The organism is uncultured Azohydromonas sp. (assembly GCF_937926365.1).
GTDB lineage: Bacteria > Pseudomonadota > Gammaproteobacteria > Burkholderiales > Burkholderiaceae_C > Azohydromonas.
In genome coordinates this window covers 1-22,631 of the sequence record NZ_CALAOH010000211.1, presented here as the reverse complement: position 1 = coordinate 22,631, position 22,631 = coordinate 1, and the positions used below count along the sequence as shown (strand labels likewise).

Annotated in this window: 21 protein-coding genes and 1 pseudogene; 3 read left to right on the top strand and 19 right to left on the bottom strand. The window is 67.0% G+C overall.

All coding sequences use genetic code 11. From position 1 onward, the window contains the following. Positions 1–8: 8 nt before the first annotated feature. The 7 genes from pstA to Q0741_RS22825 form a co-directional block, all read right to left on the bottom strand. Positions 9–893: a phosphate ABC transporter permease PstA gene (pstA, locus tag Q0741_RS22855; RefSeq protein ID WP_298235497.1), complete on the bottom strand. Its 885-nt coding sequence runs from the start codon at positions 891–893 to the stop codon at positions 9–11. Continuing rightward, a complete protein-coding gene (pstC, locus tag Q0741_RS22850; protein ID WP_298235534.1) occupies positions 890–1,867 on the bottom strand; it encodes a phosphate ABC transporter permease subunit PstC in 978 nt (325 codons plus the stop codon). Before pstC ends, pstA begins: the two co-directional genes overlap by 4 nt. A gap of 169 nt (positions 1,868–2,036) precedes the next feature. Beyond that, positions 2,037–3,071, bottom strand: coding sequence for a phosphate ABC transporter substrate-binding protein PstS (pstS, locus tag Q0741_RS22845; RefSeq protein WP_298235496.1), 1,035 nt, complete (start codon positions 3,069–3,071; stop codon positions 2,037–2,039). Between the two features lie 262 nt (positions 3,072–3,333). Beyond that, on the bottom strand, positions 3,334–4,665 hold the full coding sequence (gene glmM, locus Q0741_RS22840; protein ID WP_298235495.1) for a phosphoglucosamine mutase: 1,332 nt from the start codon (positions 4,663–4,665) through the stop codon (positions 3,334–3,336). Positions 4,666–4,750: 85 nt separating this feature from the next. Then, complete coding sequence (gene folP / locus Q0741_RS22835) at positions 4,751–5,584, bottom strand: dihydropteroate synthase (RefSeq protein WP_298235494.1); 834 nt, start codon at positions 5,582–5,584, stop codon at positions 4,751–4,753. A 67-nt stretch (positions 5,585–5,651) separates the two neighbouring features. Then, positions 5,652–7,562 carry an ATP-dependent zinc metalloprotease FtsH gene (ftsH, locus tag Q0741_RS22830; protein ID WP_298235493.1) on the bottom strand — a complete coding sequence of 637 codons (1,911 nt, stop codon included), beginning with the start codon at positions 7,560–7,562 and terminating at the stop codon, positions 5,652–5,654. Positions 7,563–7,722: 160 nt separating this feature from the next. Next, positions 7,723–8,397, bottom strand: a complete 675-nt coding sequence (locus Q0741_RS22825; protein ID WP_298235492.1) for an RlmE family RNA methyltransferase — start codon at positions 8,395–8,397, stop codon at positions 7,723–7,725. Positions 8,398–8,417: 20 nt separating this feature from the next. On the opposite strand from Q0741_RS22825, the gene Q0741_RS22820 reads away from it, so the two are divergent. Beyond that, positions 8,418–8,891, top strand: a complete 474-nt coding sequence (locus Q0741_RS22820) for a YhbY family RNA-binding protein (RefSeq protein WP_298235491.1) — start codon at positions 8,418–8,420, stop codon at positions 8,889–8,891. A gap of 15 nt (positions 8,892–8,906) precedes the next feature. Here the strand turns inward: Q0741_RS22820 and Q0741_RS22815 are convergent, their stop codons facing one another. The 5 genes from Q0741_RS22815 to Q0741_RS22795 form a co-directional block, all read right to left on the bottom strand. Further along, entirely contained in the window at positions 8,907–9,377 is a 471-nt protein-coding gene (locus tag Q0741_RS22815; RefSeq protein ID WP_298235490.1) for a DUF4149 domain-containing protein, read from the bottom strand. Then, a complete protein-coding gene (gene greA / locus Q0741_RS22810) occupies positions 9,374–9,850 on the bottom strand; it encodes a transcription elongation factor GreA (RefSeq protein ID WP_298235489.1) in 477 nt (158 codons plus the stop codon). The genes Q0741_RS22815 and greA overlap by 4 nt, the downstream gene beginning before the upstream one ends. Positions 9,851–9,955: 105 nt before the next feature. Further along, a complete protein-coding gene (gene carB, locus Q0741_RS22805; RefSeq protein ID WP_298235488.1) occupies positions 9,956–13,210 on the bottom strand; it encodes a carbamoyl-phosphate synthase large subunit in 3,255 nt (1,084 codons plus the stop codon). 1 nt (position 13,211) lies between these two features. After that, entirely contained in the window at positions 13,212–14,378 is a 1,167-nt protein-coding gene (gene carA, locus Q0741_RS22800) for a glutamine-hydrolyzing carbamoyl-phosphate synthase small subunit (protein WP_298235487.1), read from the bottom strand. Positions 14,379–14,650: 272 nt separating this feature from the next. Beyond that, the gene (locus Q0741_RS22795) at positions 14,651–15,061 is read right to left on the bottom strand and encodes a heme-binding protein (RefSeq protein ID WP_298235486.1); all 411 of its coding nucleotides are present in this window, start codon (positions 15,059–15,061) and stop codon (positions 14,651–14,653) included. Positions 15,062–15,269: 208 nt separating this feature from the next. Between Q0741_RS22795 and Q0741_RS22790 the strand changes: the two genes are divergently transcribed. Beyond that, entirely contained in the window at positions 15,270–15,971 is a 702-nt protein-coding gene (locus Q0741_RS22790) for a Bax inhibitor-1/YccA family protein (RefSeq protein ID WP_298235485.1), read from the top strand. Positions 15,972–16,039: 68 nt separating this feature from the next. On the opposite strand, the gene rlmD is transcribed toward Q0741_RS22790, so the two are convergent. From rlmD to surE, 5 genes are all read right to left on the bottom strand, one after another. Then, positions 16,040–17,491: a 23S rRNA (uracil(1939)-C(5))-methyltransferase RlmD gene (rlmD, locus tag Q0741_RS22785; RefSeq protein ID WP_298235484.1), complete on the bottom strand. Its 1,452-nt coding sequence runs from the start codon at positions 17,489–17,491 to the stop codon at positions 16,040–16,042. A gap of 100 nt (positions 17,492–17,591) precedes the next feature. After that, a complete protein-coding gene (gene rpoS, locus Q0741_RS22780) occupies positions 17,592–18,485 on the bottom strand; it encodes an RNA polymerase sigma factor RpoS (RefSeq protein WP_298235533.1) in 894 nt (297 codons plus the stop codon). 181 nt (positions 18,486–18,666) lie between these two features. Then, complete coding sequence (locus tag Q0741_RS22775) at positions 18,667–19,548, bottom strand: peptidoglycan DD-metalloendopeptidase family protein (protein ID WP_298235483.1); 882 nt, start codon at positions 19,546–19,548, stop codon at positions 18,667–18,669. Positions 19,549–19,600: 52 nt separating this feature from the next. Further along, positions 19,601–20,404, bottom strand: a complete 804-nt coding sequence (locus Q0741_RS22770) for a protein-L-isoaspartate(D-aspartate) O-methyltransferase (protein ID WP_298235482.1) — start codon at positions 20,402–20,404, stop codon at positions 19,601–19,603. Continuing rightward, positions 20,401–21,153: a 5'/3'-nucleotidase SurE gene (surE, locus tag Q0741_RS22765; protein ID WP_298235481.1), complete on the bottom strand. Its 753-nt coding sequence runs from the start codon at positions 21,151–21,153 to the stop codon at positions 20,401–20,403. Before surE ends, Q0741_RS22770 begins: the two co-directional genes overlap by 4 nt. A gap of 187 nt (positions 21,154–21,340) precedes the next feature. Here surE and Q0741_RS22760 point away from each other — a divergent pair, with 187 nt between their 5' ends. Next, positions 21,341–22,021 carry a response regulator transcription factor gene (locus tag Q0741_RS22760; protein ID WP_298235480.1) on the top strand — a complete coding sequence of 227 codons (681 nt, stop codon included), beginning with the start codon at positions 21,341–21,343 and terminating at the stop codon, positions 22,019–22,021. Positions 22,022–22,030: 9 nt separating this feature from the next. On the opposite strand, the gene Q0741_RS22755 is transcribed toward Q0741_RS22760, so the two are convergent. Continuing rightward, positions 22,031–22,402: a hypothetical protein gene (locus Q0741_RS22755; RefSeq protein WP_298235479.1), complete on the bottom strand. Its 372-nt coding sequence runs from the start codon at positions 22,400–22,402 to the stop codon at positions 22,031–22,033. A 10-nt stretch (positions 22,403–22,412) separates the two neighbouring features. Next, a pseudogene (locus tag Q0741_RS22750) lies at positions 22,413–22,631 on the bottom strand (hypothetical protein); the annotation flags it as partial.

Genomic DNA, 22,631 nt, shown 5'->3' with positions numbered 1-22,631 from the left:
GGTGAATCTCAATGCTTGTGCCGCAGCAGCACGCGCGCGGCGATGTTGAGCGCGAGCACGCCCAGCGTGATGAGGAAGACGCCGGCCCAGGCCAGCTGCTGCCAGTTCTCATAGGGGCTCATGGCGAACTTGAAGATCGTCACGGGCAGGCTCGCCAGTGGCTGTGAGAGATCAGCGCTCCAGAACTGGTTCGACAGCGCGGTGAAGAGCAGCGGCGCGGTCTCGCCCGAGACGCGGGCCAGCGCCAGCAGCACACCGGTGGCCACGCCCGAGCGCGCGGCCTTGAGCGTGATGGCGCCGATGACCTTCCACTTCGGTGTGCCCAGCGCGTAGGCCGCTTCGCGCAGCGCGTTAGACACCAGCGAAAGCATGTTCTCGGTGGTACGCACGACGATGGGGATGACGATGAGCGTCAGCGCCAGCACCCCGGCCCAGCCGGAGAAGCCTTTCATCTGAGTGACAACCACCGAGTAGACGAACAGGCCGATGACGATGGAAGGCGCGGACAGCAGGATGTCGTTGATGAAGCGGGTGGCCGCACCCAGCCAGCCCTTGCGCCCGTACTCGGCCAGGTAGATGCCGGCCATCACGCCCACGGGCGTGCCGATAAGCGTGGCCAGACCAACCATCAGCAACGAGCCGAAGATGGCGTTGACCAGGCCACCGCCCTCGGACTGCGGCGCCGGCGTCATCTGCGTCAACACCTGCAGCGACAGCGCGGGCAGCCCCAGGCGCAGCGTCTCCCACAGAATCCAGATCAGCCAGAACACGCCGAAGGCCATGGCAGCCAGCGCCAGCGTCAGCGCGATGGCGTTGGTGCGCTTGCGCGCGCGGTGTCTGGCCAGCCGGCGGGCATCCAGGCCCGGATCGGCTTTCGCGGCAGCGGTATTCATGCGCGCGCTCCTTCACCCTTCTTCAGCCGCGTCAGCAGCAACCGCGACAACACCAGCACCACGAAGGTGATGAAGAACAGCACCAGCCCCAAGTAGATGAGGGATGCTTGGTGGAGCCCCTCACCCGCTTCGGCGAACTCGTTGGCCAGCGCCGAGGTAATGCTGTTGCCCGGCTCGAACAGCGACAGCGAGCGGAGCTGGTTCATGTTGCCGATGACGAAGGTAACGGCCATGGTTTCACCAATGGCGCGGCCCAGGCCGAGCATGATCCCGCCCACCACGCCGGTCTTGGTGTAGGGCAGCACCACCTTGGAGACGACTTCCCAGGTCGTGGCGCCCAGCCCATAGGCGGACTCCTTGAGCATCGGCGGCGTGACCTCGAACACGTCGCGCATCACCGAGGCGATGAAGGGAATGATCATGATGGCCAGGATGATTCCGGCCGACAGCAGCCCCAGGCCCACCGGCGGGCCCTGGAACAGCTGGCCCAGTCCCGGCACGTCGCCGAAGGCGGATTGCAGCGGCTGCTGCACGTAGGTCGCCAGCAGCGGGCCGAAGACAAGCAGGCCCCACATGCCGTAGACGATGGAGGGCACGGCCGCCAGCAGTTCCACCGCGATGCCCAGGGGCCGCTTGAGCCACGAGGGCGCCAGCTCGGTCAGGAACAGCGCGATGCCGAAGCTCACGGGCACGGCAATGAGCAGCGCGATGGCGGAGCTGGCCAGCGTCCCCCAGATCATCACCAGGCCGCCAAAGCGTTCCTGCACCGGGTCCCACTCACTGCTCCAGAGAAAGCCCAGGCCGAAGGCTTCGATGGCCGGCCGGGCGCCGATGAGCAGCGAAACGATGATGCCTAGCAGCAGCGTCAGCACCATCACCGCGGCGGCGTGTGCAGCGGCAGAGAAAAGGCGGTCGGGCCAGGGGGAGAAGCGTCGCACCACGGGTGATCTGGGCACCACGTCGAAGGCGTCCATCGCATCGACGGCTTCCTGGCGCAACGTGGCCGGCAGTCTTGCGGTCATGTCTTTGAGAAGGCGGGCGCTGCGGCGGCCTGAGACGGCGCCATCAGCAAACTGGAAGAGGAACTTGCGTCACACAGGGTCGTGCGAGGAACGATGGGCGTACACCGGCACGGGCGGGACATCACTTGAAGGCCAACGCCTTGCCGTCCTTGCCCTGGATGCCAGCCCAGCGCTCGCGCACCAGCGTCTTGAGCGTTTCCGGAAGGACCACGTACTTCAGCTCGGTGGCCACGGCATCGCCGCTGGTGTAGGCCCAGTCGAAAAACTTCAGCGCGGCCGCCACCACCTCGGGCTTATCCGGCGACTTGGGCATGAGGATGTAGGTGGCGCCCGTGAGCGGCCAGGCATCCTTGCCGGGCTGGTTGGTAAGTACTTGGTAGAAACTCTTGCCCCAGTCGGCGCCCGCAGCGGCGGCCTTGAAGTTGGCGTCCTCCGGCGCCACGAAATGGCCTGCCTGGTTCTGGAGCAGCGTGTACGTCATCTTGTTGTGCTTGACATAGGCGTACTCGACGTAGCCGATGGCGCCGGGCAGCTTCTGCACATAGCTGGCCACGCCTTCGTTGCCCTTGCCGCCGAAGCCGACCGGCCACTTCACCGAGGTGCTCGCCCCCACCTGCGCCTGCCACTGCGCGTTGGTCTTGGAAAGGTAGTGGGTGAACAGGAAGCCGGTGCCCGAACCGTCGGAACGCTGCACCACGGCGATGGCCTGCTCCGGCAGCATGAGGCCCGGATTGAGCGCGGTGAGCGCCGGGTCGTTCCACTTCTTGATCTTGCCCAGGTAGATGTCGCCGAGCACCTGGCCGGTGAGTTTCAACTGGCCGGGCTGGATGCCCTTGACATTGACCACCGGGACCACACCGCCGATGACGGTGGGGAACTGCAGCAGGCCCCCTTTGTCCAGTTCCTCGTCCTTGAGCGGCATGTCGGTAGCGCCGAAATGCACAGTCCGGGCCTTGACCTGCTTGATGCCGGCGCCGGAACCGACGGACTGGTAGTTCACGCGCACGCCGGTGGCCTTGTTGTAGATGTCAGCCCACTTGGCATAGACCGGCGCGGGAAATGTGGCGCCAGCGCCTGTTACGTCCTGGGCGGCAGCCGTGCCGGCAGCGGCGATGAGCAGGGAACCGATCAGCACCGGCAGATGGGGGCGCGACATCGCGGATCCTCAAGGCAGTTGAGCGATGGGCGCGACTCTAGTGCGCATGTGTGACACCCGTGTGACAGCATCCCTGCGCATCAGCGCGGCTGTCTCGCTCTTGTCTTGTAGTCACAACGCGATGACATGGGTGAGACGGATCGCCGACATCACACGGACGTCATGCTGCGGGATAGCGGGCGGGCACCGAAACAGCCGACGGAAAAACAAAGAGGCGGCTGCCGCCGCCTCTTCTGCCCAGGACAAAAACCCGACGCGCGCCTCAGCCTCGCGCCGCCTCGGCCAGCAGTTCCGCGCAGGAGCGACCCTGCTGCGCGTCACGGGCCTCGACCATCACACGCAGCACCGGTTCGGTGCCGGAGGCGCGGATCAGCACGCGGCCGGCATCGCCGAGGGCGCGCTCAACTTCCATCTGGGTCTGCGCCAGCTTGGCGTTTTTCTTCCAGTCGCTGCCTTCGGCCAGACGCACGTTGAGCAGCGTCTGCGGAAAGAGGCTCACGCCTTCGAGCAGGGACGCCAGCGAACGGCCCTGGCGGCGCACGGCCTGCAGGATCTGCAGTGCGCTCACGATGCCGTCGCCCGTGGTGTGGCAGTCCAGCGCCAGCAGGTGGCCCGAGCCCTCGCCGCCGAACTGCCAGCCGCGAGCCGCGAGCTCTTCCAGGACGTAGCGGTCGCCCACCTTCGCGCGCACCAGCGGCACGTCTAAGCGGCGCAGTGCCATTTCCACGCCCATGTTGGTCATCAGCGTGCCAACTGCACCGGGCACGCTGTTGCCCTGGGCCAAGCGGTCCGCCACCATGACGTAGAGAAGCTCGTCGCCGTTGTAGAGGCGGCCGGTGGTATCGACCATCTGCAGCCGGTCCGCATCGCCATCGAGCGCGATGCCGTAGTCGGCACCGTGCTCACGCACGGCCTGCACCAGCGCCTGCGGTGCCGTGGCGCCCACGCCGGCATTGATGTTGAGTCCATCCGGGCTAGCGCCAATGGTCACGACCTCTGCGCCCAACTCGTGGAACACCGCCGGGGCCACGTGGTAGGCCGCGCCATGGGCAGCATCCACAACCAGCTTCATGCCCTTGAGCGAGAGCTCGTTGCTGACGCAACTCTTGCAGAACTCGATGTAGCGCCCGCCCGCATCCTCCAGGCGGCGCGCCTTGCCCAGGCCCGTGGAATCCACCCAGTGCGCCGGCTCCAGCAGCGCCGCTTCCACCGCCAGCTCCCAGGCATCGGGCAGCTTTTGGCCTTGGGCCGAGAAGAACTTGACGCCGTTGTCGTTGAAAGGGTTGTGCGAGGCGCTGATGACCACGCCCAGGTCCAGCCGCAGCGCCCGCGTGAGATAGGCCACGCCGGGGGTGGGCAGCGGCCCGCTGAGCACCACGTCCACACCGGCCGAGGCGAAGCCGGCCTCCAAGGCGGACTCGATCATGTAGCCCGAGATGCGCGTGTCCTTGCCGATCAGCACCGTCGGGCGCTTCGTGCCGGCGCGCAGCACCCGTCCCACGGCATGCCCCAACCGCAGCATGAAATCCGGGGTGATGGGCGATTGGCCGACAGTCCCTCGGATGCCGTCCGTGCCGAAGTAGTTCCTGCTCATCCTCTTTCCTTGTGCTTGTAAGCCAGCGTCATCGCGACCCTCAGGGCGACCCGGCATTGTCGTCCAGAGGCTGGCTCTTGCAGCCTTACCGCACCAGCCCGGCAGCTTGCCAAACCTTGAGAGCGTCCACGGTGGCAGCGACATCGTGAACTCGTACCACCTGCGCACCCTGGGCCACTGCGGCCAGCGCCGCGGCCACGCTGGGAACCAAGCGCTGGTTCACAGGGCGGCCGGTGACGGTTCCCAGACAGGACTTGCGCGACAGGCCCACCAGCAGCGGCCTCCCCAGGGCCAGCAGCTCTCGTTGACGGCGCAGCAGGTCCAAGTTGTGCGCCACCGTCTTGCCGAAGCCGTAGCCGGGGTCCAGCACGATGCGCTCGTCAGCCACGCCATGCTCACGCAGGGCAGTCAGGCGCTCTTGCAGGAACGCACCGACCTCGGCTGCCACGTCTTCATACGTGGGCGCGGCCTGCATCGTGGCGGGCTCGCCCTGCATGTGCATCAGGCACACGCCGGCGGCGATGCCGGATTGCAGCAGCGCTTCTTGTGCTCCCGGGCGCTGCAAGGCGCGCACGTCGTTGATGATGTCCACGCCGAGATCCAGCGCGTTGCGGATCACCAGCGGGCTGCTGGTATCGACCGACACCGGCACGCCCAGCGTCATGGCATGGCGCAGCGCGGGTTCGACGCGGGCCCACTCTTCCGCCTCGCTGGGCGTGGATGAGCCCGGACGGGTGGATTCGCCGCCGATGTCCAGAATGTCGGCACCCTCAGCCAGGAGTTGGTCGCAGTGCGCCTGCGCCGAAACCGCGTCGGCATGCTGGCCGCCGTCCGAGAAGGAATCAGGCGTGACGTTGACGATGCCCATCACTTGCGGGCGAGAGAGGGCGATGCGAAAGCGCGTGGTGGTCCAGAACATGGGCAGATGAATAAAAACGGGGCCCGAAGGCCCCGTATGTACAGCGTGTTAGTCAGGGAACGCCAGATCAGGACGATGCCGTGGCGGGCGTGCCGTCCGGGTTGACCGGCGGCGTGACGTTGCCACCCGAGCGGGGCGGCGTGGACGTCCAGTCCTTGGGTGGACGGGGCGGCTTGCCGGCCATGATGTCGTCGATCTGGTCGCTGTCGATGGTTTCCCATTCGATCAGCGCGCGCGCCATAGCATGCATCTTGTCCTTGTTCTCCTCGATGAGCCGGCGCGCGATGGCGTACTGCTCGTCGATGATCTTGCGGATCTGCTTGTCCACCTTCTGCATCGTCTCCTCGGAGACGTTGACCTGCTTGGTGACGGAGCGGCCCAGGAACACCTCGCCTTCGTTCTCCGCGTAGACCATGGGGCCCAGTTCATCGGTCATGCCGTAACGGGTGACCATGTCACGGGCGATCTGCGTAGCACGCTCAAAGTCGTTGGAAGCACCGGTGGTCATTTGGTTCATGAACACCTCTTCCGCGATGCGTCCACCGAATAGCACGGAGATGGTGGAGAGCATGCGCTCCTTGTCCATGCTGTAGCGATCGCCTTCGGGCAGCTGCATCGTCACGCCCAGGGCACGACCGCGCGGGATCACCGTGACCTTGTGCACCGGGTCGGTCTTGGGCATCAAGCGCGCCACCAATGCATGGCCGGCCTCATGGTACGCCGTGTTCTTGCGCTCTTCCTCGGGCATGACCATGGACTTGCGCTCGGGGCCCATCATGATCTTGTCCTTGGCCTTCTCGAAGTCGACCATCTCGACCACACGCGCATTGCGCCGTGCGGCGAACAGCGCCGCCTCGTTGACGAGGTTGGCCAGATCAGCACCAGAGAAGCCCGGGGTGCCGCGCGCCAGGATGTCGGCGCGGATGTCCTGGCCCACCGGTACTTTGCGCATGTGCACGTTGAGGATCTGCTCGCGGCCACGCACGTCGGGCAGCGTCACGTAGACCTGGCGGTCGAAGCGGCCAGGACGCAACAGCGCGGGATCGAGGATGTCGGGCCGGTTGGTGGCCGCCATCACGATCACACCCAAGTTGGTTTCGAACCCGTCCATCTCAACGAGCATCTGGTTCAGCGTCTGCTCGCGCTCATCGTTGCCGCCGCCCAGGCCAGCACCGCGGTGGCGACCCACGGCGTCGATCTCGTCCACGAAGATGATGCAGGGAGCGCTCTTCTTGGCCTGCTCAAACATGTCGCGCACACGCGCCGCGCCCACGCCAACAAACATTTCAACGAAATCGGAACCGGAGATGCTGAAGAAAGGCACCTTCGCTTCACCCGCAATGGCCTTAGCCAGCAACGTCTTACCGGTACCCGGAGGGCCCACCAGCAACACGCCGCGCGGGATGCGGCCGCCGAGCTTCTGGAAGCGCTGAGGATCCTTCAGGAAGTCCACGAGTTCCTTGACCTCTTCCTTGGCCTCGTCGCAGCCGGCAACGTCGGCAAAGGTGGTGGAGTTGTTAGCCTCGTCCAGCATGCGCGCCTTGGACTTGCCAAAGCTGAAGGCGCCGCCCTTGCCCCCACCTTGCATCTGGCGCATGAAGTAGATCCACACGCCGATGAGCAGCAGCATCGGACCCCAGCTCACGAGAATGCTCATCAGCACTGAGGGCTCTTCGCGCGGCTTAACGTCGAACTTGACCCCGTTGTTGATCAGATCACCCACCAAGCCCCGATCGAGGTAGGTAGCGGTACTGCGCAGCCGTTTGTCGTCGGTAGTGGTGGCAATGATGTCCGTACCGCCGTTGCCTTCCTGCAGCGTCACGGACTTGATGCGCTTAGCACGCACCTCTTCCAAAAAGTCCGAATAACCGATCTGGTTACCGGCCGTCACTCCGCGGTCGAACTGCTTGAAGACGGTGAACAGCACCAAGGCGATCACCATCCAGACAGCGACTTTAGAGAACCATTGATTGTTCACCGCGGCTCCTTTTCAAACCAGGCCCCGTCACGCGCGCGGGGCGTGACGGAGCGGAATTGGGGGCAATTTTAGTTCAGTCAAGGGTTCGACAAATCTTGCTTTGTCCCGGGAGGAGGCAGGTGTTTTCAACGCCCTGGGCAACACGGATGGACAAAGCCCCTCAAGCCTTTTTCAGACCCAGGCCTACCAGGAAAGTTTCCGCCGACCGGTCACGCGAAGCCTTGGGCTTGATCGGCTTGACGACACGAAAGTGCCGCTTGAAGAGTTCCACCAACTGGCTGTAGCCACTGCCGTGGAAAACTTTACACACTAGCGCACCGGAGGGCTTGAGGTGTCCGTCACAGAACTCCACCGCCAGTTCGACCAAATGGGCAATGCGCGCAGAGTCTGCACTCTCGATACCGGACAAGTTGGGCGCCATATCTGAGACCACGAGATCGGCCTGCCGCCCGGCCAGCGCTTCCTGCAGTTGCACCAGCACCGCGTCCTCCCGGAAGTCACCCTGGATGAACTGCACGCCTTCCACCGGCTCGAACGGCAGGATGTCCAACGCGATGATCGTGCCCTGCAGCTCACCCACTGCCGCACCGCCCGTACCGGCGGCCTTGGGCGCGAAGCGCCGCCGCAGATACTGGCTCCAGGCCCCAGGAGCGGCACCCAGGTCCACCACTACCTGCCCCGGCCGGACCAGGCCCAGCGCTTCGTCGATCTCCTTGAGCTTGTAAGCGGCACGGGCACGATAGCCCTCCCGCTGCGCCAGCTTCACGTAGGGATCGTTGATGTGATCCGCAAGCCACGCCTTGTTGACCTTCTTGCTCTTGGTCTTGATCTTCATGCTGCGTCGATAATGTAAGGATGTCTGCGATCAATCTGACCCCGGCCCAGCGTAAGGAACACCGCGCCGCCGCTCACCACCTCGACCCCGTTGTGCAAATTGGGGCCGAGGGCCTCACCCCCGGCGTGCTCAAGGAACTCGATGCCGCGCTCAAGGCCCATGGCCTGATCAAGGTGCGCGTCTTTTCCGATGACCGCGCCGCGCGCGAGGCCCTGCTCGGCCAGTTGGCCGACCAACTCGACGCCGCACCCATCCAGCACATTGGCAAGCTGCTGGTGCTGTGGCGCCCCATCCCACCCAAGGAAGCTGAGGAGCGCGAAGACCGCCGCCCTGGCCCGAAGGTGGTGAAGATCGTGAAGTTCAGCAAAAGCGGCAACCACCGCCCCCAGGTTAAGAAAGTACGCGTTCTAGGCAACGAGCGCGTGACACCCGGTGGCAGCATCAAACGCGCCAAGCGCCGCACCACCAGCGTCAAAAAGCGCGTGGCCGAGTAAATCGAGAAACTCGCGTCAGGAAGGTGGCGCCTTGGCCGGCGCCGTCACCCGCCACGACAGCGCCAGAACACACAGGATCTTCATGCCGAAAAGCACCAGGCTGACGGCGTGCAGTTGCCCGAAGCCCAGCGTGCCCTGCTCAGCACGCGCCAAGGCCATCATCGGCTGCAGGCCAAAATAGCCGATCACCGTGAAGAACAGCGCACCCAGCGCCAGTGCCATTTCGGTACTGAACTGGGGCCCCAGCCCGGCGCGCGCGCGGCGCCGCTCGATCAGCACGAAGGCCAGCGCCGCTGCCAGCGTTAGGAACGCCTCTCGCTTGAAGATGAAAGCCACTACCAGCCCGGCCTGCGTACGCTCCAGCGTCGCAAAAGGCGCCGGCGTGGCCACCAAGGCGACGCACAGCAGCAGCCCAGCCCACAGCGGGGGCAGCAGCCGGCGTGCGCGCAGCAGGCCGCCACCGCCCGTTGTCGCGGCAGAGCTCACCGGTAGTGCACTTCCATAATCTCGTAGGTCTTGATGCCGCCGGGCGCCTGTACCTCGGCCACATCGCCGGCTTCCTTGCCAATGAGCGCGCGCGCAATGGGCGAGCTGATGGAGATCAGACCCTGCTTGAGGTCGGCCTCATCGTCCCCGACGATCTGATAGGTCACGCTCATGCCCGTGGCCTCGTCCTCCAGGTCCACCGTGGCGCCGAAGACCACGCGCCCACCGGCATCAAGCTCTGATGGGTCAATCACCTGTGCTGCAGCCAGCTTGCCCTCAATCTCCAGGATCCGGCCCTCGATAAAGCCCTGCTTGTCCTTGGCAGCGTCGTACTCGGCGTTCTCCGACAAGTCGCCCTGCGCTCGCGCCTCCTGAATTGCCACGACCACCGCAGGCCGCTCGACGTACTTCAGGCGCTGCAGCTCCTCCTTGAGCTTCTCGGCGCCGCGTTTGGTAATGGGAATGGTGGCCATGGTTCGGATTGATGGATCAAAAGCAAAACGCGCCCGGGGCGCGTTTAAGTTGGAAGAAGACACCGCCCCGACGGCAGGCCCGGGCGGTGGCGACGCGGCTGCAGTTTAGTGCAGCTGGGCGTGCATCTCCTGCAGCGAGATGACGCCGAGGTCATCCTGGTGCTTGAGCGCCTCGGTGGCGGCCTCGCAGCCGGCCATGGTCGTGTAATAGGTCACGCGGTTGGCCAACGCGGCGGTACGGATGTAGCGCGAGTCGGCGATGGCCGTGCGCGTCTCGTCCACCGTGGTGAGCACCAACTGGATCTCGCCCGCCTTCACCATGTCAGCGATGTGAGGGCGACCGTCCTTCACCTTGTTCACCGTTTTCACCGGGATGTTGGCAGCCGCGATGGCCGTGGCCGTGCCCTTGGTGGCCAGCAGCTTGAAGCCCAGCTTGTGCAGCTCGGCGGCCACCTGGACCGCGCGCTGCTTGTCGTTGTTCTTCACGCTGATCACCACCGTACCTGACGACGGAAGCCGCGAGCCTGCGCCGAGCTGGCTCTTGAGCATGGCCTCGCCGAAGCTCTTGCCCACGCCCATGACCTCGCCCGTGGAGCGCATCTCAGGGCCCAGGATCGGATCCACGCCGGGGAACTTGTTGAACGGGAACACTGCTTCCTTGACGCTGAAGTACGGCGGCACCACTTCGCGCGGCGCACGGCCGTCCAGCCCCTTCTGCTCGGTGAGCTTCTGGCCCGCCATGCAGCGCGCAGCGATCTTGGCCAGCGGCTGGCCCGTCGCCTTGGAGACGTAGGGCACCGTGCGCGAGGCGCGCGGGTTGACCTCCAGCACATAAACGACGGCTTGGTCGCCCTCGCCCTGGATGGCGAACTGCACGTTCATCAGGCCTACGACCTTGAGCGCCTTAGCCATCAGCGTGGTCTGGCGGCGCAGCTCGTCCTGCAGCGAGGCCGGCAGCGAGTACGGCGGCAACGAGCAGGCGGAGTCGCCCGAGTGAACGCCGGCCTGCTCGATGTGCTCCATGATCCCGCCAATCATGACGGCCTCGCCGTCGCTGATGCAGTCCACGTCCACTTCGATGGCGTCGTCCAGGAAGCGGTCCAGCAGCACCGGCGACTTCTCCGACACGCGCACGGCCTCGCGCATGTAGCGCTCCAGATCCTTGTCGCCGTGCACGATCTCCATCGCGCGGCCGCCCAGCACGTAGCTCGGGCGCACCACCAGCGGGTAGCCGATTTCGTGCGCCAGCTGCAGCGCGGCTTCTTCGGTGCGCGCCGTGCGGTTGGGTGGCTGCTTCAGACCCAGCTCGTGCAACAGCTTCTGGAAGCGTTCACGGTCCTCGGCGATGTCGATGGAGTCAGGCGTGGTGCCGATGATAGGGACACCGTTGGCCTCGAGATCCAGCGCCAGCTTCAGCGGCGTCTGGCCGCCGTACTGCACGATCACGCCGACGGGCTTTTCCTTGTCGACGATCTCCAGCACGTCCTCCAGGGTCACCGGCTCGAAGTACAGGCGGTCGGAGGTGTCGTAGTCGGTGGAGACGGTTTCCGGGTTGCAGTTGACCATGATGGTCTCGTACCCGTCCTCGCGCATCGCCAGCGCCGCGTGCACGCAGCAGTAGTCGAATTCGATGCCTTGCCCGATGCGGTTCGGACCACCGCCCAGCACCATGATCTTCTTCTTGTCGCTGGGCGCGGCCTCGCACTCCTCGTCATACGTGGAGTACATGTAGGCCGTTTGCGTCTCGAACTCGGCGGCGCAGGTGTCAACGCGCTTGTACACCGGGCGCACCCCCAGCGCTTGGCGCGCGCGGCGCACGTCATGCTGATTGCTGCCCAGCAGCTTGGCCAGGCGCTTGTCGGAGAAGCCCTTGCGCTTGAGGAAGAACAGCTCCTCCTTCGATAGGCTCTGTAGCGTGCGGCCCTTGAGCGTCTGCTCGATCTGTACGAGTTGCTCGATCTGCGCCAGGAACCACGGGTCGATCGCGGTTTCCTCGAAGATCTCGTCCAGGCTCATGCCGATGCGGAAGGCGTCGGCCACGAACAGGACTCGCTCGGGACCGGGATTGCCGATCTCCTCGACGATCTCGTCGCGGTCGGTCGACCGTTCGGAAAGGCCATCGATACCGGTTTCCAGGCCGCGCAACGCCTTCTGGAAGCTCTCCTGGAAAGTGCGACCCATGGCCATCACTTCGCCCACTGACTTCATCTGTGTGGTCAGGTGTGGATCGGCCTCGCGGAACTTCTCGAACGCGAAGCGCGGGATCTTGGTGACCACGTAGTCGATGCTGGGCTCGAACGAGGCCGGCGTGGCGCCGCCGGTGATGTCGTTCTTGAGCTCGTCGAGCGTGTAGCCCACGGCCAGCTTGGCGGCGATCTTGGCGATCGGGAAACCCGTGGCCTTGGAGGCCAGCGCCGAGCTGCGGCTCACGCGCGGGTTCATCTCGATCACGATCATGCGGCCGTTGTTCGGGTTGATCGAGAACTGCACGTTGGAGCCGCCGGTGTCCACGCCAATCTCGCGCAGGATCGCGATGGAAGCGTTGCGCAGCAGCTGGTATTCCTTGTCGGTGAGCGTCTGCGCCGGCGCGACCGTGATCGAGTCGCCGGTGTGGATGCCCATCGGGTCCAGGTTTTCGATCGAGCACACGATGATGCAGTTGTCCGCCTTGTCGCGGACGACCTCCATCTCGTACTCCTTCCAACCGATGAGGCTCTCCTCGATCAGGAGTTCCTTGGTCGGCGAGAGGTCGAGACCGCGCTTACAGATCTCCTCGAACTCCTCGGGGTTGTAGGCGATACCGCCGCCGGTGCCGCCCAGCGTGAAGCTAGGGCGGATCACCATCGGGAAGCCCGAGCCGCCGATCTCGGACTGGATGCGCTTCTGCACGCCCCAGGCCTCTTCCATACTGTGGGCGATGCCGCTTTTGGCCGAGTCCAGGCCGATTTTGGTCATCGCCTCCTTGAATTTCTGGCGATCCTCGGCCTTCTCGATGGCGTGCTCGTTGGCGCCGATCATCTCCACGCCGTACTTTTCCAGCACGCCGTGGCGGTGCAGGTCAAGGGCGCAGTTGAGCGCCGTCTGCCCGCCCATGGTGGGCAGGATCACGTCCGGGCGCTCCTTGGCGATGATGCGCTCCACCACCTGCCAGGTGATGGGCTCGATGTACGTGACGTCGGCCGTGGCCGGGTCCGTCATGATGGTCGCCGGGTTCGAGTTGACCAGGATGACCTTGTAGCCTTCCTCGCGCAGCGCCTTGCAAGCCTGGGCGCCGGAATAGTCGAACTCGCAGGCCTGGCCGATGATGATCGGGCCGGCGCCGATGATGAGGACGCTCTTGATGTCGGTGCGCTTGGGCATCTCAGTTCTTCTCCGTCTGGCGCGCCGCCATCAGCTCAATGAAGCGGTCGAACAGGTATGCAATGTCGTGCGGGCCGGGGGAGGCCTCGGGGTGCCCCTGGAAGCAGAAGGCGGGTTTGTCGGTCCAGGCCAGGCCCTGCAGCGAGCCATCGAACAGGCTCACGTGCGTGGCGCGCAGGTTGGCCGGCAGCGCGTCGGCCTTCACGGCGAAACCGTGGTTCTGGCTGGTGATGCTCACGCGGCCGCTGTCCAGGTCCTTGACCGGATGGTTGGCGCCGTGGTGACCGAATTTCATCTTGTAGGTCGGCGCGCCGGCGGCCAGGGCCATGATCTGGTGGCCTAGGCAGATACCGAAGGTCGGCAGCCCGCTGTTGATGAGCTCGCGCACGGCCTCGATGGCGTAGTCGCAGGGCTGCGGGTCGCCGGGGCCGTTGGACAGGAAGATGCCGTCGGGATTGAGCGCCAGCGCCTGGCGCGCCGATGCCTGCGCCGGCAGCACCGTGATGCGGCAGCCGCGGCTGGCAAGCATGCGCAGGATGTTGAGCTTCACGCCGTAGTCGTAGGCCACGACGTGGAAACGCGGGGCCTCCTGGACGCCGTAGCCGCTGCCGAGCTTCCACTCGGTCTGCGTCCACTCGTAGGCATCGCGCGTGGAGACCACCTTGGCCAGGTCCTGCCCCGCCATGCTGGGCGCGGCCTTGGCGCGCTCCACGGCCTCGGCCTTGTGCGCCTCGGTGATCACGGTGCCGGCCGGGAAGGCGACGATGCAACCGTTTTGCGCGCCGGTGGTGCGCAGCACGCGCGTCAGGCGCCGCGTGTCGATATCGGCGATGGCGACCGTGCCCTGGGACTGCAGGTACTCGGTGAGCGACTGGCCGGCGCGGAAGTTGGACACGCGCACGGGCAGGTCCTTGATCACCAGGCCAGCGGCATGGACCTTCGAGGCCTCGACATCCTCGCCGTTGACCCCGTAGTTGCCGATGTGCGGATACGTCAGCGTGACGATCTGGCGGCAGTAGCTCGGGTCGGTGAGGATTTCCTGGTAGCCGGTGAGCGCGGTGTTGAACACCACTTCGCCGACGGTATGACCGGCTGCGCCGATCGAGGTGCCCTGAAAGACCGTGCCGTCTGCAAGTGCGAGAAGTGCGGGAGGCTGTACAGGCAGCAAGGAAGACTCCGGTGTGTGTGCACGCCCGGCGCTGCTGTGACGCTCGATGTTGGTGCGTAACCGGGTAGACCGGCGGCAGCGATGGCGATATTCGCCGGGCGGGATGGTGGCGGGTAAACCTTGGAATTATAGCGGACCCCGGGTTTCCCCCAGAGCCGCCCCCGTGCTGCGTGAGGAGTTGTCCGCCTTTACCGCGCACTTCTAACGGCATCGCATGCGCTGGCATGGTGCATGCCAGCGCGGCCCCGGCAGCCCGGAGCCAAGGTGCCTTATCAGGCCGTCTTGAGTGCCGCGATGCCCGCGCGCGCGATCTGGGCATCCTCGGTGGACTTCACGCCGCTGACGCCCACGGCACCGATGCAGTGGCCTTCCACCACCACCGGCACGCCGCCTTCGAGCAGGCCCTCGATGCCCGGCGCGCTCAGGAACGAGGTGCGGCCCTGGTTGATCATCTCCTCGTACACCTTGCTCTCGCGCCGGCCTAGCGCTGCGGTGCGGGCCTTGGCCGGGGCGATCTGCGCCGACACCGGCGCCGCGCCGTCCAGGCGCTGCAGCCACAGCAGGTGGCCGCCGTCGTCCACGATGGCGATGGTCACGGCCCAGCCGTTGGCCTGCGCCTCGGCGCGGGCGGCCTCGCCCATCGCCTGCACGTCGTCCTGGGTCAGCATCGGTCGGTTCTTCATCTTGGGAACTGCTCTTTGTGGGGTGAAAAAGGGCCGCCAATGTAGCGGGCAGCCGGTCGCTGCTTCATGCGGCACCGATTAAAACTGCTTCACGCGCCGCGCAGGAGTGGCCACGCCGGCCAAGCCGGGGCAATCCCCCAAAGGGCGGAACTAGAATTGCCGCAGCGGATCGAAACCCGCGTCCTGATCATTTTTGGAGGCTTCTTTCATGGACCAACGCCTGCAGACCGTCTACTCCGGCCAGGGAGCGGCGGGTTCGCTGAGCGCACAGCAACGCAATCGCGTGCTGCGCAACACCTACTGGCTGCTGGCCCTGTCGCTGGTGCCTACGGTTCTGGGTGCCTGGGTTGGTGTAAGCACCGGCATCATGGCCGCGATGGGTACGGGCATGAGCCTGATCGTGTTCCTGGTCGGCGCCTTTGGCTTGATGTTCGCCATCGAGAAGACCAAGGACACCGCAGCCGGCGTTGGCGTTCTGCTGGCCTTCACCTTCTTCATGGGCTTGATGCTCTCGCGCCTGCTGGCTGTGGTGCTGGGTTTCTCCAACGGCGCTCAGCTTGTGATGCTGGCTTTTGGCGGCACTGCGGGCGTGTTCCTGGCCGTGGCTTCGCTGGCCACTGTCATCAAGCGCGACCTCACGAACATGGGCAAGTTCCTGTTCGTGGGCCTGATTCTGCTGTTCGTGGCGATGCTGGTGAACATCTTCGTGCAGTCCAGCGCGCTGATGATGACGCTGTCGGTGATCGCCATCGGTCTGTTCTCCGCCTTCATGCTCTATGACATCAAGCGTGTGATCGACGGCGGCGAGACGAACTACATCACCGCCACGCTGGCCATCTATCTGGACCTGTACAACATCTTCCAGAACCTGCTGGCCCTGCTGGGTATCTTCGGCGGCGACCGCGAATAACCCGAACACGCCGCACCAAGCAAAAAGGCCCCTCGCGGGGCCTTTTTCATGGGCGCGCGGCGGGCGCGTCAGGCCGAAGCCTCGGGCTCGGGCTCGGGCAGCGCAACCGCCTCGCCCGCATCAGCCTGGGGCGCCTTCGGCACGGCATGCGGGTCGTACTCGAACACCGCCATGCTTTCCACGTGCGCCGTGTGCGGGAACATGTTCACCGCGCCGGCCGCCGTGCAGCGGTAGCCCGCCTGGTGCACCAGCAGCCCCGCGTCGCGCGCCAGCGTGGCCGGGTTGCAGCTCACGTAGACGATGCGCCGCGGCGGCTCCCAGCCCGGCGGCGCCAGCTCGGGCGCCTGGCGCAGGTCCGCCAGCGCCTTGGCCAGCGCGAAGGCACCCTCGCGCGGCGGGTCCACCAGCCAGCGCTGCGCCGGCTCGTAGGCCACGACATCCGCCGGCGTGAGCTCGAACAGGTTGCGCGCCGCGAAGCCGGCCTTGTGCGCCAGGCCGTTGCGCTGCGCGTTCTCGCGCGAGCGCTGCACCAACGTCTCGCTGCCCTCGATGCCCAGCACCTCGCGCGCCTGGGTCGCCAGCGGCAGCGTGAAGTTGCCCAGCCCGCAGAACCAGTCGATGACGCGCTCGCCGGGCTGCACGTCCAGCAGCCGCAGCGCGCGGCCCACCAGCACCGTGTTGATGTGGTGGTTCACCTGCGTGAAGTCGGTGGGCTTGAAGGGCATGACCACGCCGAACTCCGGCAGCGCGTACGCCAGCTCCGGACCGCCCTCGTCGAGCAGGTGCACCGTGTCCGGACCCTTGGGCTGCAGCCACCACTGCACGCCATGCTCGGCGGCGAAGTCGCGCAGCCGCGTCACGTCGGCACCGCTGAGCGGCTCCAGGTGGCGCAGCACCAGGGCCGTCACCATTCCTTGCGGGCCCTCGCCGATGGCGAGCTCGATCTGCGGCAGCCGGTCGCGCGCCTCCATGGAAGCAACCAGCGCGCGCAGCGGCATCAGCAGCGCGCTCACGTGGGCGGGGAGCACCTCGCAGCGCTGCATGTCGGCCACGTAGCGCGACTTGCGCTCGTGGAAGCCCACCAGCACCGTTCCCTTCTTGGCCACGTGCCGCACCGACAGCCGCGCGCGGTAGCGGTAGCCCCAGGTCGGCCCCTCCACCGGGCGCAGCAGGCGCTCGGGCCTGACCTTGCCCAGGTGCCAGAGGTTGTCCTCCAGCACGCGCTGCTTGATGGCGATCTGCGCGCCGGCATGCAGGTGCTGCATCTTGCAGCCGCCGCAGGCACCCGCATGCAGCCCGAAGTGCACGCAGCCTGGCGTCACGCGCTGCGCGCTCTCGCGCCGCAGCGCCTGCAAGGTGCCCTGCTCCCAGTTGTTCTTGCGCCGCGAGACCTGGACCTGCACTTCCTCACCCGGCAGCGCTCCTTCGATGAAGACGACTTTCCCCTCGGCGTTGTGGGCCACGCCTTGCGCGTCGAGGTCCAGCGACTCGACGCGCAGCCATTCCTTGTCAACCGTCATAGGGCGCGGATTATCCCGCCCGGGCAAAGGGGAGCCGGCGCGCGCGGCCATGCGCGGTGCCGCGGCCGGGACAAATCCGCGCTTGCGCGGCCTCTGGCGCCTAGAAGATGGAGTCGCGGTCGATGCCCTGGCGCACCATGCGCCGCTTGAGCTTGACCAGCGCTTCCTGCTGGATCTGGCGGATGCGCTCGCGCGTGAGCCCCATGCGCTCGGCCAGCACCTCCAGGGTCTCGGGCTCGCGGTCGTGCAGCCCGTAGCGGCCGGTGAGCACCTCGCGCTCGCGCTCGTTGAGCTCGGAAATGCCCGTGCGCAGCAACTGCTCCACCTCGCGCACCAGCGTGTGGCCCAGCGGATCGAGTGCCTGGTCGTCGGCCACGGTGTCCAGCATGGACTCACCCTGGTCGCGCTCCAGCGGCGCGTCCAGCGAGGTGGGCTGCTCGGCAAAGCGCAGCAGCGCCGCCACGTCCTGCACCGAGCGTCCCAGCGCCGCGGCCACCTGCTCCACGCTCACCGTGCGCTCGCTGCTCTCGCCAGGCCGGGCGTTCTCGCTTTCCAGCGCACGGCGCATCTTGAGCACCTGGTTGAGTTCGCGCACCACGTGCACTGGCAGCCGCACCAAACGGGCCTGGTGCATGATCGCCCGCTCGATGTTCTGGCGGATCCACCACGAGGCATAGGTGGAGAAGCGAAAGCCCCGCTCCGGCTCGAACTTGCCGATGGCATGCATGAGGCCGAGGTTGCCTTCCTCGATCAGGTCGGTCATGGGTAGGCCGCGGCCCATGTAGTTCTTGGCGATGCTCACGACCAAGCGCAGGTTGCGCTCGATCATCGCCTGGCGCGCCTCGAAGTCCCCGGCGCGCGCGCGCACCGCCGTGTCGTACTCCTGCTCGGGCGTGAGCAGCGGCGCGCGGCGGATCTCGCGCAGGTACAGCTGCAGCGTGTTGCCGACGTCGGATTCGCCCGCCGGCAGCGCGACGGCGGGGCCGTCCACCACGGGCTCGTCGGCGGGAGCCGCCTCTTCCGGCACGGGCACCGGCAGCGGCCGGCCCTCCAGGTCATCCAGCGCCGCCACCAGCGGCACGATGTTCACAGGATTCACCGGATTCACCGCTGAGCCCTCGCGTACGTCCCATCGCCTGCTCATTGGTCACCTCCGGTGATATCAAGTCATGCCATCAACGTGGCGGTAGCAGCCTGGTCGGATCGATCGGCTTGCCCTGCTTGCGAATCTCGAAGTGCAGCTGCACGCGGCTGGCGTCGCTGGAACCCATTTCGGCGATGCGCTGGCCGCGGCGCACTACCTGATCTTCCTTGACCAGCAGCGTCTGGTTGTGTGCGTAGGCCGTGAGGTACGTGTTGTTGTGTTTGACGATCACGAGGTTGCCGTAGCCACGCAGCCCCGAGCCGGCATACACCACGCGGCCGTCGGCGGCCGCCAGCACCGGGTCGCCCGCGCGGCCGGTGATGGTGATGCCCTTGTTGCGCGTGTCGTCGAAGGCGCTGGCGACGCTGCCGCCAGCGGGCCAGATCCAGGTGATGTTGTCGTCCGGGTCGCGTGCGGCACTGCTGGTCTCGCGCGCGGGCGCGGGCACGGGCGCCGGTGTCGCAGCGGAGGCGCTGTCGCTGGCCGATGCCGTGACCGCTGCCGATGCGGCGGCAGCCGTGGCCGGCACGGGCTTGGCATCGAGCGGGCGGCTTTCGACGCGGGACGACACCACCGGGCGCGAGGCCACCACACTCGGATCCACGCTTGGCGGCACCACGCGCACCACCTCGCCGACCTCGATCTGATTGGGATTGTCGATCCCGCTCCAGCGCGCGATGTCCTTCCAGCTCTGGCCGTTCTCCAGCCCGATACGGATGAGCGTGTCGCCGGGACGTATGGTGTAGTAGCCGGGCTTGCCGGCGTTCTCGATGCCGCGCAGCGGCTTCACGATCTCAACCGGTGCGGGCGCAGGAGCCGGGCGCACCGCGGTGCGGGGGCGATCCTCGACGGGCGCCTGCTGCTGGGGCGAAGCACAGCCGACGATCAGCACCGTCGACACGCCCGCAGCCATGGCCAAGGCAGCACGCCAGGAATTCGAACTCATCGACAAAACGTCCCTCCGTTCAAGCAACGCCGGATTTTAGGGGTACGAAGTGCACCGCCTCGTGCACCTGCCGGACCCAGGCGGACTCCGTGCGGTCCACCACCATCAGCACCTGCCCGCCGCCGGCGCTCGCGTGCAGCGGCGCCACCAGACGGGCGCCCGGGGCCATCTGGTCCAGCCAGGACTGCGGCAACGCCTCGCCGCCGGCCGCTGCGATCACGGTGTCGTAAGGGGCATTGGGCGAATGGCCCAGGCGGCCGTCGGCCCACACCAGGCGAAGGTTCGGGCGGCGCAGCGGCTGCAGCAGCGTGCGGGCCCGGTCGTGCAGCGGGCGCACCCGCTCCACCGAGATCACCTGCGAGCCCAGCAGGCCCAGCAGCGCGGCCTGGTAGCCGCTGCCCGTGCCGATCTCCAGCACGCGCCCCAGCGTGCCGCGCTGCCGCGCCGTGCGCCCTTCGAACAGCAGCGCCAGCATGCGCGCCACCACCGACGGCTTGGAGATGGTCTGGCCGTGGCCGATGGGCAGCGCGGTGTCCTCGTAGGCCTGGGCCACCAGCGCCGCGTCCACGAAGTGGTGGCGCGGCACCTGCTCCAGCGCCTGCAGCACCGGCTCGCACAGCAGCCCCTGCGCGCGCAGCCGCTGCACCATGCGCGCGCGCACGGCCCCGGAGTCCAGTCCCAGCCCGCTGGGCGCGCTGCGCCGCCGGGCATCGGCGGCGGCCTCATGCACCGGGCGCTGCGGACGCTGCGTGACGCCCGGGGCCTGCGCGCCGGGTGCCACGCGGTCCAGACCGATCGGAAAGCGCGGCCCGCGCGGCTTCATGACTGGCGCTGCAGCACCGCACGCCACGCCGGCAGCGTGGCATGCGCGGTGAGGTCCACCTGCAGCGGCGTGATGGACACACAGCCGCTGGCCGTGGCGTGGAAATCGGTGCCCGCGCCCGCTTCGCGCGCGTCGCCCGCAGGGCCGATCCAGTAGATGGGCTCGCCACGCGGGTTGGTCTGCCGGATCACGGGCTCGCTGGCGTGGCGCCGGCCCAGCCGCGTCACCAGTCGCGGCAGCCGCTCGGCTTGCGGATGGTTGGGAATGTTGACGTTGAGCAGCCAAGGCACGGGCGCCGGGGGCTGGCGCAGCACTTCGTCCACGATGGCACGCGCCACGCGCGCGGCGCTCTCCAGGTGGTGCCAGCCGCGCTCGGTCTGCGAGAACGCGATGGCCGGCACGCCGAACAGGTAGCCCTCCATGGCCGCGGCCACGGTGCCGGAGTACAGCGTGTCGTCGCCCATGTTGGCGCCGTTGTTGATGCCCGAGAGCACCAGGTCGGGCCGCTGCGGCAGCAGCCCCGTGAGCGCCACGTGCACGCAGTCCGAAGGCGTGCCGTTGACGACGTTGAAGCCGTTGCCCGCCTTGAACACCGACAAGGGCCGGTGCAGGCTCAACGAATTGGAGGTGCCGCTGGCGTTCTGCTCGGGCGCGATCACATCGATCTCGCCGAGGTCCTGCACGGCGGCCACCAGGGCCGCCAGTCCAGGCGCAAGATAGCCATCGTCGTTGGCGATCAGGATTCGCATCGGGTATTGCTTGGGTTGGGCCCGCGAAGCGCGCCGGAGTTGGCAGCCCGGGGCCGGACGTGGCGCCGGTCGGGCCGGCGCAAGGTTAGCGGGTGTTAGGATAATTTCAACAACATAACGGCCGCATTTCTTCACGCCGCGATCCTTGTCAAGGCGAGCGGCTTCTCATAGGGCGGGAGCCGTCTCCATGGCCGTCAAGGTCCTGATCCTGGAAAACAACCCGGTCGCGCGCAGCTTCCTGTGCCGCGTGGTACGCGAGAGCTTCAGCGAAACAATGAGCATCACCGAGGCCGGCAACCTGGAGTCGGCGCGCGCTTACCTGCGCAACGACGGCGGCGAGCCGTTCCGCCTCGTGCTCGTCGATCTGGAGTTGGCCGACAACCAGGGGCTGGCCTTCCTGGCCGAGCTGGCCGACTACCCCGCCACCCGCATCGTCACCACGCTGTACGTGGACGACGAGCACCTGTTCCCCGCGCTGCAGTGCGGCGCCGAGGGGTACCTGCTCAAGGAAGACCGCTTCGAGCTGCTGGTGGAGGAGCTGCAGCGCATCGTGCGCGGGCAGCCACCGCTGTCGCCGGCCATCGCGCGGCGGATGCTGTCGCATTTCCGCGTCGGCGCGCCGGCCACCGCGCTCGCCGCGCCCGGCCGCATCGCGCTGGAGCCGCACCAGGCGCAGGAGCAGCTCACGCCGCGCGAGAACGAAGTACTCACCTTCCTGAGCAAGGGCTTCACGCTCAAGGAGATCGCTGGGCTGCTGGGCCTGCGCACCCCCGGGCTCAACGAGCACATCCGCGCCATCTACCGCAAGCTCAACCTCAGCAGCCGCGCCGAGGCGGCCGTGCTCGCCAGCCAGCGCGGGCAGGCCTGACGCTGCGCCTTACTCCTCCCACGCCTCCAGCACCAGCGACACCCGCTGTACGCCCTGCACCACCGTGGTGGCCAGCAGCCGCAGCGGGCGCCCGGCGGGCAGCCGCACGCTGAAGCGGTAGTCCAGCGAGTCGCTGCCCTCGGCGCTGTCCACGCGGCGCGACCAGCGCAGCGCGCCGTCCACCGACACCCGCAGCTCGAGCCACGCCTCGTCCGCATCGGCGCGGCGGCGCACCACGAAACGGCTGTCGATCTCGAAATGGCGCTCGCGCTGCGCGTCGGCCGGGATGTCCAGCCGCGCAACGTCGCCGCTGCCCGCGTCCAGGCTCCAGCGCTCGCGCGGACCCTGGGCACCTTGACGAATGCTGTGTTGCTTGCCCATGCGCGCGAGCTTAGCCAAGCGCGCCACGGCGCCCGGCCGCCAGCCCCAGGCGCCGCGCCAGCCGGTGGAAATTGCTGCGATCCATGCCCGCCTCCCGCGCCGCCGCGGCCATCGAGGCGCCGTGGCGCGCCAACGCAGCTTCGATCCAGGCGCGCTGGAAGGCGTCGGTGGCCTCGCGCAGCGTCTGTCCCGGCAGCGCCACCGGGCCGCCCGGCGCGCCGCCCGCGGC

Bases quoted from the DNA above. Each gene is read 5' to 3' on its own strand.
- pstA (WP_298235497.1), bottom strand. From the start codon at position 893: ATGAATACCGCTGCCGCGAAAGCCGATCCGGGCCTGGATGCCCGCCGG.
- pstC (WP_298235534.1), bottom strand. From the start codon at position 1,867: ATGGACGCCTTCGACGTGGTGCCCAGATCACCCGTGGTGCGACGCTTC.
- pstS (WP_298235496.1), bottom strand. From the start codon at position 3,071: ATGTCGCGCCCCCATCTGCCGGTGCTGATCGGTTCCCTGCTCATCGCC.
- glmM (WP_298235495.1), bottom strand. From the start codon at position 4,665: ATGAGCAGGAACTACTTCGGCACGGACGGCATCCGAGGGACTGTCGGC.
- folP (WP_298235494.1), bottom strand. From the start codon at position 5,584: ATGTTCTGGACCACCACGCGCTTTCGCATCGCCCTCTCTCGCCCGCAA.
- Q0741_RS22825 (WP_298235492.1), bottom strand. From the start codon at position 8,397: ATGAAGATCAAGACCAAGAGCAAGAAGGTCAACAAGGCGTGGCTTGCG.
- Q0741_RS22820 (WP_298235491.1), top strand. From the start codon at position 8,418: ATGTCTGCGATCAATCTGACCCCGGCCCAGCGTAAGGAACACCGCGCC.
- greA (WP_298235489.1), bottom strand. From the start codon at position 9,850: ATGGCCACCATTCCCATTACCAAACGCGGCGCCGAGAAGCTCAAGGAG.
- carB (WP_298235488.1), bottom strand. From the start codon at position 13,210: ATGCCCAAGCGCACCGACATCAAGAGCGTCCTCATCATCGGCGCCGGC.
- Q0741_RS22795 (WP_298235486.1), bottom strand. From the start codon at position 15,061: ATGAAGAACCGACCGATGCTGACCCAGGACGACGTGCAGGCGATGGGC.
- Q0741_RS22790 (WP_298235485.1), top strand. From the start codon at position 15,270: ATGGACCAACGCCTGCAGACCGTCTACTCCGGCCAGGGAGCGGCGGGT.
- rlmD (WP_298235484.1), bottom strand. From the start codon at position 17,491: ATGACGGTTGACAAGGAATGGCTGCGCGTCGAGTCGCTGGACCTCGAC.
- Q0741_RS22775 (WP_298235483.1), bottom strand. From the start codon at position 19,548: ATGGCTGCGGGCGTGTCGACGGTGCTGATCGTCGGCTGTGCTTCGCCC.
- Q0741_RS22770 (WP_298235482.1), bottom strand. From the start codon at position 20,404: ATGAAGCCGCGCGGGCCGCGCTTTCCGATCGGTCTGGACCGCGTGGCA.
- surE (WP_298235481.1), bottom strand. From the start codon at position 21,153: ATGCGAATCCTGATCGCCAACGACGATGGCTATCTTGCGCCTGGACTG.
- Q0741_RS22760 (WP_298235480.1), top strand. From the start codon at position 21,341: ATGGCCGTCAAGGTCCTGATCCTGGAAAACAACCCGGTCGCGCGCAGC.
- Q0741_RS22755 (WP_298235479.1), bottom strand. From the start codon at position 22,402: ATGGGCAAGCAACACAGCATTCGTCAAGGTGCCCAGGGTCCGCGCGAG.